Annotated in this window: 12 protein-coding genes; 2 read left to right on the top strand and 10 right to left on the bottom strand. The window is 72.0% G+C overall.

All coding sequences use genetic code 11. The annotated features are described in order from the left end of the window. Window positions 1-77 precede the first annotated feature (77 nt). Window positions 78-1,250 carry a DUF6183 family protein gene (locus tag ACZ7GJ_RS22635; protein ID WP_470754138.1) on the top strand — a complete coding sequence of 391 codons (1,173 nt, stop codon included), beginning with the start codon at window positions 78-80 and terminating at the stop codon, window positions 1,248-1,250. A gap of 359 nt (window positions 1,251-1,609) precedes the next feature. On the opposite strand, the gene ACZ7GJ_RS22630 is transcribed toward ACZ7GJ_RS22635, so the two are convergent. From ACZ7GJ_RS22630 to ACZ7GJ_RS22600, 7 genes are all read right to left on the bottom strand, one after another. Then, window positions 1,610-3,040 carry an ATP-binding protein gene (locus tag ACZ7GJ_RS22630; protein WP_470754137.1) on the bottom strand — a complete coding sequence of 477 codons (1,431 nt, stop codon included), beginning with the start codon at window positions 3,038-3,040 and terminating at the stop codon, window positions 1,610-1,612. Continuing rightward, window positions 3,037-3,777 carry a response regulator transcription factor gene (locus ACZ7GJ_RS22625; RefSeq protein ID WP_470754135.1) on the bottom strand — a complete coding sequence of 247 codons (741 nt, stop codon included), beginning with the start codon at window positions 3,775-3,777 and terminating at the stop codon, window positions 3,037-3,039. The genes ACZ7GJ_RS22630 and ACZ7GJ_RS22625 overlap by 4 nt, the downstream gene beginning before the upstream one ends. A 35-nt stretch (window positions 3,778-3,812) precedes the next feature. Continuing rightward, window positions 3,813-4,379, bottom strand: a complete 567-nt coding sequence (locus ACZ7GJ_RS22620) for a hypothetical protein (RefSeq protein WP_470754134.1) — start codon at window positions 4,377-4,379, stop codon at window positions 3,813-3,815. 60 nt (window positions 4,380-4,439) lie between these two features. Next, window positions 4,440-5,204, bottom strand: a complete 765-nt coding sequence (locus tag ACZ7GJ_RS22615) for a cytochrome c biogenesis CcdA family protein (protein ID WP_470754133.1) — start codon at window positions 5,202-5,204, stop codon at window positions 4,440-4,442. After that, a complete protein-coding gene (locus ACZ7GJ_RS22610) occupies window positions 5,201-5,815 on the bottom strand; it encodes a TlpA family protein disulfide reductase (protein WP_470754132.1) in 615 nt (204 codons plus the stop codon). Before ACZ7GJ_RS22610 ends, ACZ7GJ_RS22615 begins: the two co-directional genes overlap by 4 nt. Next, entirely contained in the window at window positions 5,812-6,564 is a 753-nt protein-coding gene (locus ACZ7GJ_RS22605; RefSeq protein WP_470754131.1) for a thioredoxin family protein, read from the bottom strand. The genes ACZ7GJ_RS22610 and ACZ7GJ_RS22605 overlap by 4 nt, the downstream gene beginning before the upstream one ends. A 312-nt stretch (window positions 6,565-6,876) precedes the next feature. Next, complete coding sequence (locus tag ACZ7GJ_RS22600; RefSeq protein WP_470754130.1) at window positions 6,877-7,125, bottom strand: hypothetical protein; 249 nt, start codon at window positions 7,123-7,125, stop codon at window positions 6,877-6,879. 61 nt (window positions 7,126-7,186) lie between these two features. Here ACZ7GJ_RS22600 and ACZ7GJ_RS22595 point away from each other — a divergent pair, with 61 nt between their 5' ends. Beyond that, window positions 7,187-7,429 carry a hypothetical protein gene (locus tag ACZ7GJ_RS22595; RefSeq protein ID WP_470754128.1) on the top strand — a complete coding sequence of 81 codons (243 nt, stop codon included), beginning with the start codon at window positions 7,187-7,189 and terminating at the stop codon, window positions 7,427-7,429. A 144-nt stretch (window positions 7,430-7,573) separates the two neighbouring features. On the opposite strand, the gene ACZ7GJ_RS22590 is transcribed toward ACZ7GJ_RS22595, so the two are convergent. The 3 genes from ACZ7GJ_RS22590 to ACZ7GJ_RS22580 all read right to left on the bottom strand — a co-directional run bounded on the left by ACZ7GJ_RS22590 (window position 7,574) and on the right by ACZ7GJ_RS22580 (window position 12,482). Continuing rightward, window positions 7,574-8,347 (bottom strand): CAP domain-containing protein, encoded by a 774-nt coding sequence (locus ACZ7GJ_RS22590; protein ID WP_470754126.1) that lies wholly within the window; start codon window positions 8,345-8,347, stop codon window positions 7,574-7,576. 299 nt (window positions 8,348-8,646) lie between these two features. Further along, window positions 8,647-9,312, bottom strand: coding sequence for a hypothetical protein (locus ACZ7GJ_RS22585; protein WP_470754124.1), 666 nt, complete (start codon window positions 9,310-9,312; stop codon window positions 8,647-8,649). Between the two features lie 29 nt (window positions 9,313-9,341). After that, window positions 9,342-12,482 carry a CHAT domain-containing protein gene (locus ACZ7GJ_RS22580; protein WP_470754123.1) on the bottom strand — a complete coding sequence of 1,047 codons (3,141 nt, stop codon included), beginning with the start codon at window positions 12,480-12,482 and terminating at the stop codon, window positions 9,342-9,344. Window positions 12,483-12,537 lie beyond the last annotated feature (55 nt).

Genomic DNA, 12,537 nt, shown 5'->3' with positions numbered 1-12,537 from the left:
CTAGGATTGGCCGGCACCACCGGGAAGGTGGTGCCGGCCGATCCCGTTTGTGCCCAGAAGTCAGGAACTCCACCGCCATGAGCAAGAACATCGCCGACGTGCTCGCGGCTCTGGACGAAGCCGACGAGGCGAGCCTCCACGCGCTGCGCCAGGAGATCGACGCGCGGGTGTCCGCCGGCGAGACCGACTGGGCCGGAGACCTAGGGGCGGCGACCGCTGCCCGCGCCGCCGCCGGGAAGGACCCCGGGGACCGGTGCGCCCGTACGCTGGGCCATGTGCTCCGCGCCCTGGCCGCCAGGCCGGGACCGGAAAGCCTGCGCACCCTGCTGCGCCTGCCCGCATCACCGCACCCGGACGGCCCCGAGCGGACCGACGCCGAGCGACGCCTGGCCCTGCTCGTGGCCCGGGGCCACCGCATCGAGGACCTCGCGCGGCTGGTGTTCGCCCGGGAGACCGAGACGGTGCACTCCGGTGAATTCGCCGCATGCCTCCTCCACGAACTGGTGCTCGTCTCGGCCAGGGTGGAGGAGTACCCGGCGCTCGTGTCCCACGCCCGCACGCTCGACGCCGAAGGGCACCCGCTCGCGGCGCTGCCGCTCGCCCTCCTGCCCGAGGAGTACGGGCTGCGCCGCCCCGCAGGTGCGGCGGACGGCTGGGCCTGGGTCCTGCCCCCCACCCCCTTCGTCTCCTTCGACGGACCCGAACTGCACGCGACACCGGCGATGCGTGAGCGCACGGCCGGCCTCGACATGACGGAGACCAGCCTCCCGGAACTGGCCGGGACGATGGGCGCCGCCGTGGAGCACTGGCGGGCCCAGTCCAACGGCGAGATCGCCGCTCAGGAGTTCTGGTCGGCGGATCCGGTGTCCGCGGAGGACTTCCCCGCCGTCCTCGAACTACTGCCCCTCGTCCCCTGGCCCGAGCGGGAGGCTCCGGAGCGGCTGTACGCGTCCACTCCGGACGCGGTGCTGCGGGTCCTGCTCAGCGCCGCGGTCCGGGCCCCGGCCTACGGCGCCGGCCTCACGGGTGCCTACGGAAGGCTGGCGGCCTGGCGCTCCCTCGGCGGCCTGACCGGTGCTCCGGTGGACGCCGCGATCACGCACACGGCCGAACTGGTACGGCAGACGCACTGGTTCCGAGCCGACACCGAGTCGCCGTGGTTCCACGAAGTGGCCTGGGACCTCGCCGTCGCCGCACTGCGACCCGGTGGCCAGGAGGTCGCGGTCCTCGCCGCCACCGACACCGACTGACCGCCACAGCGGGCCGGCCGCCCCACCGCCAGGACGGCGATGATCGATCCGCTCGACGAGTGCATCCGTGACGGAGGCGGCCGGGGCGGCGGGATGTGTGCGGGTGGCGCGAACGGGCCATTCGAATTGCACGGGTCCGGTGGACACGGATGGACTTGCGTCCACGAGGGGAGCCGGCGTCGGGTGATCGTGATCGGCTGGGTCAGGCGCTCCGCACCGAGGGGCCCTGCGGCACGGCGGCCGCCTGAACGAAGCATTGCACAACACGAAGGAGCCGCTTGATGGCCAGGCAGAACCGGAGAGCGAACGGCCCTCTCCTCGCCGGCTGAGCGACAGGGCTCCCGCCTGGAGGGGACGGTCTACCGTCTGTGCGGCCACGTCGGGCGGCGGCGCGAGATGCGGCGTCTGCGCTCGGACGGAACCTGCGGGGCGAGGGCGAACGACACCGTGATGTGAGCCCCTCCCAGGCAGCTGCGGCCGATCTGCACCGAGCCGCCCGTCGCACTCGCGGCGCGCCCCGCGATGTCGAGGCCCAATCCCGTCGAGCCGGTGCTGCTCCCGCGGCTGAGGGCCAGGTCCGGTGCGGGGATGCCCGGCCCGCCGTCCTCAACGACCAGCTCCACGGCCTGAGCAGTCCGCACCACCTGGACGCGGAACGGGGTCCCGGGCGCGGTGTGGCGGAAGATGTTGCCGATGAGCGCGTCGACCACGGCGGCGAGGTCGTCGTCGGAGAGGGCGACGGCCGTGGCTTCCTGGGTCAGGTCGACCGAGCAGGGCCGGTTCTGCTGCTCCGCCAGGACCGACCAGAAGGCGGTACGGCGACGGACCACATCGGCAGCCTCGCAGCGCGGGCAGGACGCCCCAGCTCCAGCCCCGGCCCCAGCCCCGGCCCCCACGGCGGACTGCCCCGCGGGCGGTTCCGTACCGAGCATGCCCAGGCCCATCGGGCCCACGGCGAGCGGGGTGCGCGCCGCTGCGATGATGGCCCGCAGCTCCGCCTCCAGCTCACCGACGGCCGCCTCGACCCGGGCCGACTCGGGTGTGCCCGCCATGCGCTCCGACGCGAGGTGCAGTGCGGTGAGCGGCGTACGCAGCCGGTGCGACAGGTCGGCGACGAGTTCGCGCTCGACGGCGAGCAGCTCGGTCATCCGGTGCGCCATCGCGTTGAAGGCGACGCCCGCATCCCGCAGTTCCCTGGGCCCCACGGGCTCCACCCGGGTGTCCAGGTCGCCCTGGCCGAGTGCACGCGAGGCCTGGGCGAGTCTCTTCGAGGACCTGACGACCTTCGCACCGAGACGGTCGGCGACCAGTACGGAGCCGCCGATCAGGGCCACCGCGAGGAAGGACATGACCGCCCACGATTCCTTGACCCCGTGGGTCAGTTCCTCCTCGGGCACGAAGTTCTCGATCACGGCGACCCGGTCGCCCGGGAGCACCACCGGCTGCAGGCATATCCAGCCGCCCGGGATCTCCTGGGAGATGGACTCCCGCCCCTGCTGGGCCCGTTGGAGCAGCGCGGCGGGCGCCTTGGAGCTGCCGAGGGCCTCGGCGTCCGCCGGTAGGTGGATCACCAGCCGCTGGGCCGGATCCAGGCTCGCCGCGGACTCCCGCAGCGCGGCGGGGTCCGTGGTCAGGGTGAGGACGGGGGCCAGGGCGGCGGCGCGCTGTTCGGCCTCGGTGACGGCCTGTGCCTTGACCAGCGACATCACCAGTGCGGCCAGCGGTATGAGGAAGGAGAGGGCGACCATGGAGGTCACTGCGAGCGCCACTCCGGCCAGTGAACGCCTCAACGCGGTGCCACCAGTTTGATCCCGACCCCGCGGACGGTCAGCAGGTAGCGCGGGGCCGCCGCCCGCTCGCCGAGCTTCCGGCGCAGGGACGACAGGTGGACGTCCACGGTCTGGTCGTCGACGTACGGCTCGCGCCAGACCTCCGTCAGCAGACGGCGCTTGGAGACCACCTGGCCGGGGTGGCGGGCGAGGAACGCGAGGAGGTCGAACTCCCGCCGGGTGAGGCGCAGTTCCACGCCGGTCAGGTACGCGGTACGCGCGCCCGGGTCCACCGTGAGTTCGCCCACGGTGGTGGGGTGCAGCGCATCGGACGTCACCGCGGCATGTGCCACCGGTGTCCCCCGCGTTCCCGGAGGGACCGCCGCGGCGGGGACCTGTGCGGTCCGCCGTAGGACGGCCGAGAGGCGCGCGACGAGCTGCCCGCCGGAGAACGGCTTGACCAGGTAGTCGTCGGCACCCGCATTGAGGAGGCTGATGATTTCCCGCTCGTCGTCGCGGGCGGTGGCCACCAGGACGGGTACGGAGGAGATGCCCCTGATCATGCGCAGTGCGTCTCCTCCGTCCAGATCGGGCAGGCCCAGGTCGAGGACCACCGCGTCGAGAGGCGTCTGGGTGACCTCCCGCAGGGCTCCGAACCCGTCGGCGGAGCTGCGTACGGCATAGCCGTGTTCCGTCAGGACCTCGATCAGGGACTGGCGGATGCTGGGATCGTCTTCCACGACCAGGACGCTGGGCATGGAGGACACCTTAGGGTCGGCCCGGTGGGTTGCGGCTAGTGGGGGCTGAACGTAGCGCGGTCGCCCGTGACGTGCAGGTGCACCGGGCGGTCGGAGACCGGAATGGTGCAGCCGTCCTGAGTGCTGCAGCTCGCGTAGCCGACCAGCACCGTCGCGTTCCCGTCCGCGTCGGCGCGTACGGGCAGTGTGGTGGTGACGGGGCCGTCCGGGTAGACGGGCACCGGGGTTTCGACACCGGGCACGATGATCGACCGTACCTCCGCGGAGGCCGCCAGCCTGCCGCCCGCCTTCAGGGCCCCGGTGACGGTCACGGCCGTCGGTCTGCCCACGCCCTCGACGCCGTCGGCCGGCAGATCGGTGCTGTAGAGGTGGAAGCCCTTGCGCTCGGGCGTGAACACCGCGGAGAGCGTGCCCGTCGAGGCGTGCCAGTCGGACACCGAGAGGGTGACCGTGACCCCTTCCTCGGTGAAGCTCGTCGTGGGTGCGGGGTGGTGGGCGCCGTCGGCCTGCTGGCCGCCGCATGCGGCGAGGGTGGCGCAGGCGAGGAGGGAGGCCGAGACCCGGGCCGTGCGGGACCGCCGTATGTACTGCGAAGCGTTCATGTGCGTCTCTGTATCTCCGTATATGTGCATCTGTGTGGGTCGCAACGGGCCGGGCCGGTCCTAGAGCGCGGCGGGGGAGTTCGCACTCCACAGCTGGAGCGTGTACACCAGGTCGTTCCACACCCCAGTGGCCAACAGCAGGCCGACGAGGACGAGCAGAACCCCACCGACCCGCAGCACCCACGGGTAGTGGCGCTTGACCAGGCCGAAGGCGCCCAGGGCGCGGCGGAAGGCCAGCGCGGTCAGGACGAACGGCAGGCCCAGCCCCAGGCAGTAGGCGGCCATCAGCAGGGCTCCGCGGGCGGCACTCGCCTCGGTCCAGGCCAGCGCCTGGACGGCGGCCAGCGTCGGGCCGATGCAGGGGGTCCAGCCCACGGCGAACACCGCACCCAGCATCGGGGCTCCGGCGAGCCCCAGCGCGGGCCGCCGGTGGCTGCGCAGCTCCCGCTGTGCGAAGCCCGGCAGGAGCCCCATGAACGACAGCCCCATCAGCACGGTGAAAGCGCCGACCACCTGGGTGATCACCTCCTGGTGGGCCAGCAGGACGCGGCCGAAGTGGCCGAACAGGGCGCCTCCGGAGACCAGGACCGCCGTGAAGCCCAGGACGAACAGCAGGGCTCCCGCCGCCATGCGGCTGCGGGACCCGCCGCGCGCGTCCGCCAGGTCGGAGACCGACAGGCTGGTCACGTAGCTGAGATAGCCCGGAACGAGCGGCAGGACACACGGCGAGAGGAAGGAGACGAGTCCCGCGAGGAGCGCTACCGGGGCTGCGATCAGGAGCGTTCCGTTGACGAGGGAGGCGGTGTCCGCGGCGGCGAGCATCATGACTCCTCCTGCGCCACGTGTGCGAGTACGGGCCGCAGCTGCTCCTCGGTGACGGCGCCCCCGATGCTGGCGGCGATGCGCCCGCGGCGGTCGATCACGAGGGTGGAGGGGACGGTCTGCGGGTTGAGCAGCGCGGGCGGGAAGCGGAGCAGCAGTTCGCCGGTGGGGTCGGGCAGGCTGGGGAAGCTCAGGGCGTGTGCCCGTACGAAGGACCGCGCTGCGGCCGGGTCCCGGTCGCGGGTGTTGATCCCGAGGAACCGGACTCCTTCGGCCCGGGTCTGCTGGCTGAGCCGCTCCAGGCCGTCGGCTTCCGTCCGGCACGGTCCGCACCAGGAGCCCCAGACGTTGAGGACGACGACGTGGCCGCGGAGCCCGGCGAGGCTGACCGCCCGGCCGTCCAGGTCGTCGCCGGTCAGTGCGGGCGCGTCAGGCCGGGTGCCGGGGTCCATGACCGTGGTCCCGGCCGCGGTACCCACGGCCGTGCCCGCCCGACCGTCCGATGCCGCGGGCCCGCCGTCGTCCGTGGCGAGGCCGGCGAGTACGAGAGCGGCCGCGACCGCGAGCCCGGCCCCGGCCGGGACGAGCGCCTTCTTCCGGACCGGTCTCCTCATGACGCCCACTGGCGCAGGAAGGAGTTGATGCCCTCCGCGGTCAGGGACGGGTTTCCGGTGACGTGGGTGTCGGTGCGTACGGTGCCCGACGGGGATACGACGACCAGTACGGGCATCGTGTAGGTGCCGCCGGACGGGCTGTACTTGCGCAGGAGCGCGGAGTTGGCGGAGTTGTTGCCGCCGATGTCTATCTTGACGAGCTGGTAGGACTTCCCGAGGAGCGAGGCGGTCTGGGGCTGGGCGAACACCTTGTCGGCGGCCTTGCAGTTGCCGCACCAGTTCGCGCCGAAGTCGAGCAGCACCATCCGCCCCTCGGACTTGGCCGTGCGCAAGGCCGCGTCGATGAGCTTCTGCGCGTCGGCCGAACTGTCGTAGCCGGGCCCGGGAACAGCGGCCGGCTGGGCCGCGGCGGGCGTACGGGACGGCTTGGCCGGCGTCCCGGCGGAGGCGGACGCGGCCTTGGTGGGCGAGGACCCGGGCCGGGGGGTGGCGGATGCGGAAGCCGACGCCGAGGCCGTCGAGGTCGGGGACGCCTCGGGCGAAGCGGTTGCGGCCTCGGTGGCGGAGGGCTCCGGGGACGAAGAGGCCGCGGAGGGCGCGGCGGATCCGACGGCCTGGGTGGACGGCCCGCAGGCGGCGGTCAGCCCCGCGGCGACCACGGCCGCGGCGACCAGCGGCAGCCGCATCCCCCGGGACGCGCCGGGGGAGGGCGGCTGCGTACGGCGGTCGGCGCGGACGGGTCGGAGCATGCGAGAACTCATGGCGAAGACACCCCAGGGCACGGATCGGAATGCGGGAAGGGCAGGACGCCCCCCGGCTCGGTGAAACCGGCGGCCCGACGGATCGCCGGGGTCAGGGCCCCGGCGCCGAAGGCTGCTCGGCTGAGGTGAGCATAGGACCGCTACGGGCCGCCGGAACCGGCTCGGCCCGATCTTGAGGATGCCCTAAGGAACAGCTCACCTTCCGCTTCGCCCGAGCGCGTTCCGGGGCGCGGACAAGGGTGCGTACAGGGGTGCAATCCCATCAAAAGGTCCAAGGTCGGGCGGTGTTGTCACCAGCCCTCAGATCGAGGACTCGCGGACGCTCGCCTTCGCAGACGGATCGATCGTCGCCGTCACGACCGACCGGTGGTCGGCGCTGGTGAACGTGACGGTGAGGGTGTCGTCCGCGGTCTGCGAAGTGCTGGTCTTGAAGCCGCGGTCCGGGACCGCCGAGATCAGGCACACCCCGCGGCTCCCGTACCGCACGGTGACCTTGCCGCCCTGCGAGGGGACGGTGTACAGGCCGGCCCCGCCCTCCGCGCAGTCCACGGAGCTCTTCGAGGTGCTGGACCGCGGGGTTCCCGATGGGGCCTTGGCGGGGGTGGGGGAGGTGGCCGAGGGAGACGGCCGCTGGGTCACCGAGGGCGAGGGGCTCTCGGACGCGCTCGCGGACGGGCTGCCCGTCTGCCACGCGGGCGGGCTGCCCGCCTGCCACGCGGGCGGCGTCTCGATGACCGTCGGGGCGGAGCGTGCGACCGGGGGAGTGTGCCGGGTCGTGCCGACCACGAACTGGACGGTGACGAGCACGGCGGTCACGCTGGCGGCCGTGCACGACAGCCATATGAACAGGTAACGCGGAAGACGGGGCACGGCCCCATAGTGGCGCACGCCCCGAGGGGTGCGGGGGCCGGGCCCACGGACGAACGACGACGTCCTCCGCACCCCTCCACGGGTGCGGAGGACGTCGCTGTCCGCCGGGTGGGCCAGGTGGGCCGGTCTACTTCGAGGCGCCGAAGTTCTGCGTCCACCACGGGCCGCCGTCGCCCTTGTGCACGCCGATTCCGATCTCCTTGAAGTCGCAGTTGAGGATGTTGGCCCGGTGGCCGGAGCTGTTCATCCACGCGTCCATCACCGCGTCGGCGTCCGCCTGACCGCGGGCTATGTTCTCGCCCAGGCGGGACCACGAGTACCCGGCGGCTTCCACGCGGCTGGTCATGGTGGACCCGTCGGGTCCGGTGTGCGACATGACGCCGCTGCGGGCCATGGTGTCGCTGTAGGTCCGTGCGGCCGCGCTCAACTTGCTGTTCGAGGCCAGGGGCCCGCATCCGGCTGCGGCCCGCTCCTTGTTGACCAGGGCGAGCACCGCGGACTCGCTACCCGCGTCGACCGTGCCGGAGCCACCGGAGCCACCGGAGCCACCGGAGCCGCTGCTCGGCGGCGTCGCGGGCTTACGTGTGGGCTTGTCGGACTGAACCGGCGCCGCGGCCTTGGCAACCGTGCTGCTCTCCGCCGCCGAGGGCTGCGCGGGGGTGGCGGAGCCCGGGGCGTCGCCCCCGGGCGTCGCGGACGGACTCGGACCCGGACTCGCCGTGGCCGAAGGCTCGTTGGTCGGGACGGGAGGCGTGGGTGTGGTTGCCGTGCCGTCCGACGGCCCGGCGGCGCCGTCGGAGTGTCCGCCCCCGCGCGCGGCGCCGTCGGAGTCGGCCACCGCGACGCCGACCGCCACCGCCGCGGCGGCCGCGGTGACGGACAGCACGATGCGCGTGCGCACCGTCTTCTTCCGTCGTGCTTCGACGCGGGACGGACGTCCGGGAGTACGGCTGGGGCTCATGCCGGTAACACCTCACAAGGCAGGGGAGGAGGGGAGTCCGCCCGAGCCTAGGCTGGCGACCAGCGAAAAGACCGTTCCGGAGGGCTTCCTCAACTTCCCTTAAGGAAGCCCGCAGGATCGCCACAGGGGCGATTCGTGCAATCGCACCGACCCACCACAAAAGGGGCCCGGCCCTCCCGCACGATCGGGCGGTCCATGACCAGGCCTGCCGAGGGGGATCCCTCGGCCTGCCGACCGCTCTAACTTCCCGGCCCGAGTTCGAACAGCGGACCCACGACCGGCGTCAGCTTCGCCGTGTAGGAGAAGATCCCCAGCCTCTTGGCGCGGACCGTGGCGCCGAGCCGCGCTTCGGCGGTGACCCGTGCATCGCGCTGCGCCTCGACGACCATGCTCAGCAGGTACTGCCCACGGATCTGCTGGTCGGTGCGGGTGAAGGACCAGGTGGGCGTCGGGCTGCCGTCGTACAGGGCCTCCAGGTAGACCGCACGGCCCGTCGTCCTGGTCTCTTCGCTGCGCTCGGCGGTGACCTTCAGCGCGGCTCCGATCTTGGCGGTGGTCGTGGTCTCGATCGCATCGAACAGCAGACCGGGGTCCAACCAGCGTGACAAGGCCGTGCGGTCGGACGGTTGCGTGCGCAGAGTGATCTGGAGCCATACGGAATCGAACGGGCTCTCCTCGTCATGGACCAGCGTGAGCGGCACCACCGCCCGGGCGAAGCGGAGATCGGGATGCGCTTCGACGTGCGAGCGTTGGGCGGGGGTCAGATCGTCACCCTCGAACGCCCCGACCCGGGTCCGGCCGAGGTACACGCGTTCCCTGAACGTCTCGGGCGGCGCAGCGGACAGCCCCAGCGTGACGCGCTCGTCGAGGTTCAGGTCGATCGCCTGCAGGTGGTGGTCCCTCACACTGCCTCCTGAGAACTTCCGCCGTCTCTTCAGCCCTCGTACAACACGAAGGTGCCCCAGTCGCGGTACTCGGGGAACCTGCTCCGCGTCGTCTTCTGGGCTTGTTGGAAGGCGTGACGCACGGTGGCTCCGTCCGCCAGCGCCCGGTACAGCGCCGGGAAGAAGACCGTCGAGGCGCGTTCGGCGGCCGGCCACAGGGTACTGACGACGTTTCCGCAACCGGCGACCAGCAGGTTCGCGGCGAGGCCGGCGACGTTGTCGCCCTCGTCGAAGCGTCCCAGTCCGGTCTCGCAGGCGCTCAGCGTGATGAGTTCGAGGCCTGCGAGGTCCAGGCCGAGCACCTCGTAGGCGAACAGGCGACCGTCGTCGGCAGCCGATGGCGTCAGGTACACCGTCTGCAGCATCGGGGCGTCGACATCGTGGCTGCCGTGGGCTCGCAGGTGCACCATCCGAGCCGACAGCAGCGCCTGGCGCACCACAGGGGTGGTCACCTCGCCGTCGAGGAGCATGCCGACGTCGAAGGGCGCCGCGACGCCTTGGAGCTCCTCCACGGTCTGCCGCAGCGACGGAAGGTCGTCCCGGTCGTCGTACGAGAGGCCCAGCGCGACCAGGGCGGTGCGGCGCGGAGCCGACGGAGACCGGCGCGCCGGCCGGTCCAGGCCGGCGATGTCCGACAGGTAGGAGACCGCGAAGTCCTGGCACACGGGCCGGTCCGCCTCCCCGGCGAGATGGAGGGGAAAGAAGCGGTACGGCCCGTACGGCGCGAGGAGGATGTGTGTCTTCCCGGCTGCGACCAGCCGATCCAGGCCCAGTACGACCGGCTGGAACATGTCCTGGTACATGTTCGCCAGCGGCAGGGCGCAGTCCCGATGGACGGTCCGCGGTCGCGGATCTCGCTGCACGAGTCGCCGCTGCTCGGCCAGGAACAGTGATTCCGGCGGGATGAAGAGCGTGCGGCCGGCATCCGTGACCGCATACGTGGCGGCCGGGAGCTCGTTGGTCCGAACCACCATCTCGACGTCCTCCGCCGTGACGAGCAGGGTCACGACGACCTGGCCCACGGCGGCGTCCATCACCATCCAGTGCACGAGAAGGATGGTCTGGGGGTCCAGCAGTTCCTTCAGACGGTCCGGCAGCACCATGTCCTCGCCGGGTTCCCCGACAGCGGCCAGCATCGCGTCCCAGATGCGGGCGCTGTAGGCCGCGCGTCGGTCGGCCGCCCGATCCTCCGGCGTCGCGATCGGCCTGACCTCGCGACCTCCGGCGTAGGCCAGAAGCCGCGTGTCCTGGTCCAGATATTCGTCGGTCCAGGGGTGTTGGAGGAACTGCGGACGGCCGCCGGGATGCAGGTCGGTGCCGGGCCGGCCGAACGCGATCGATCCCGCGCCGCGCAGCAGGAGCAGCGAGCGCCGGGCCCCCTTCGCCATCTGGATCAGGAAGAGGAACAACGCCGGCGGCAGGCCTTGCCGGATCAGCACCGAGGCCAGTATCTGATAGATCTCCTGGAGTCGTCGCAGTGCTGCCGCATCGCCCCTGGACTCCAGGCGGAGGGCGACAGGACCGAGGTAGCTGATCGCCCACTCCAGTCCTTCCGGCACGTCCCGGACGACGCTCTCGATGCGGCCGAGGACGTCCAGCGCCGAGTCGGTGAGCTCGGCGTCGAGGAGATAGGCGAGGGCGACGCAGTAGTGGTCGACCGCTTCCATCGGCCGATCCTCGGTGAAGGCATTGACCGCCTCGCCGCTGTGCAGGCCCGCATACAGTACGTGGAAGATTCCGGCGCGATGCGCGGGCATCGGATTGAGCAGCCGGACCGCTTCGTCCGCCAGCTCCACGCCCAGCAACTCGCGATCGACCGTCCCCGCCAACCAGGCCAGCCGCACGAAGCCGTAGCCCCGCTGCTCTTGGGTGACCTCGTCGTCGGTGCGCATGCGCTCCGCGTCGGCGTCCAGGCTCTCCGCGGTGGCGTCTCGCACCCAGGCCGGTCCCTCCACGAGGCCGACCAACTCCATCAGAGAACGCAGATGCCGGGCCCGCAGGGTGGTGTCGGACCAGGCGCGATCCAGCGTCTCCTGGAGGAGCAGGAGCTGCCAGGCCGTATCCGGATCGGTGATCCGGGTCATGGCCGCAGCCGCCTGCAGGGCCTCCCACGCGGCTTCCTGCCCGTCCCGGTGCACGACCTCGGCGAGTCCGCCGCTGAGCAGATGCCCTACGTCTGTGTCCACGCCTGCGGCGCCTGTGTCGCCCGTGGTGCCTGTGTCGCCCGTGGTGCCGGCACCGAGCGCGGCCTTGACGAACAGCCGCTCCCCGACCGCTTCCGCGGGCAGGTCGCGCAGAGCGAGCCGGCACACGTGCTCGAAGTCCGCGTCCGCGATCGGGGCACCCAACTGCCGTAACAGGTACAGGGTCTGCGCGAGGCCCTTGTAGCTGTAGCCGCGCTCAGGAGCGGGCCGCAGGAGCGTGGCGCGGCCGAAGTGGTCCGCCGCCTTCGCGAGTGCCTGCTCAACGCTCGGCAGCTCCGCGTCGGGCCGGCCGAGGTGCAGTTCGCCATCGTCGCCGAATTCGACCGGGCCGGTGACCGCGAGGACCTGCTCCAGGTCGTCGGAGACCCGGGACCGCGTGCGCCACTCCCGGACCCGTTCGCGGAAATGCGCGGGCTCGCCGCGCTGATACGGGTCGAGATGCAGGGTACCCAGCCGGTGCAGGACCTCGCCCTCACGCTCGGGTCGGCCGCGCTCGCGGGCCAGCGCTACGGCCCGCTCGCCGTAGCGCACCGCCGACATGTACGAAAGAACGCTTGCGTTCTCGGCCATCTCGACCGTGACGACGTCGACCCAGTCGCCGAACACGCTGATCGCAGCCTCGACCCAGACCTTTCGGCGGTTGTGGCTCTCCGCGCCTTCGACGTAGGCGATGAGCACCCGCTGGAGCACCATCGCCTGTGTGAGGCCGCCTTCCAGAGCAGACTCCCGGTTGAAGTCCGACAGACGCGTCACGACGGCCGCGTCGACACGCAACGACGTCCCCAGCCGGCGGGCGGCAGACAGCCCCTCATCGGGGCTGATCCGCCGGTCGACGACCTGGGCTGCGATGCCGATGACCGGATGAGAGAGCACGCTGTGGATCGACGGCGAGCGCGCGCCGCGACGAAGATGCCCGAAGAACGCCATGCCCCCACCTCACACGTCGACGCACGTGCAGTCTCCCGCCGAGCGGGACGAGCCG

The organism is Streptomyces sp. NPDC037242, from assembly GCF_055604165.1.
Note: the sequence above shows the minus strand (reverse complement) of the source record. Positions and strands in the feature narration are given on the sequence as shown.

Coding starts and splice junctions, on each gene's coding strand:
- ACZ7GJ_RS22610 (WP_470754132.1), bottom strand. CDS start 5,815: ATGAGGAGACCGGTCCGGAAGAAGGCGCTCGTCCCGGCCGGGGCCGGG.
- ACZ7GJ_RS22635 (WP_470754138.1), top strand. CDS start 78: ATGAGCAAGAACATCGCCGACGTGCTCGCGGCTCTGGACGAAGCCGAC.
- ACZ7GJ_RS22625 (WP_470754135.1), bottom strand. CDS start 3,777: ATGCCCAGCGTCCTGGTCGTGGAAGACGATCCCAGCATCCGCCAGTCC.
- ACZ7GJ_RS22620 (WP_470754134.1), bottom strand. CDS start 4,379: ATGAACGCTTCGCAGTACATACGGCGGTCCCGCACGGCCCGGGTCTCG.
- ACZ7GJ_RS22615 (WP_470754133.1), bottom strand. CDS start 5,204: ATGATGCTCGCCGCCGCGGACACCGCCTCCCTCGTCAACGGAACGCTC.
- ACZ7GJ_RS22605 (WP_470754131.1), bottom strand. CDS start 6,564: ATGCTCCGACCCGTCCGCGCCGACCGCCGTACGCAGCCGCCCTCCCCC.
- ACZ7GJ_RS22580 (WP_470754123.1), bottom strand. CDS start 12,482: ATGGCGTTCTTCGGGCATCTTCGTCGCGGCGCGCGCTCGCCGTCGATC.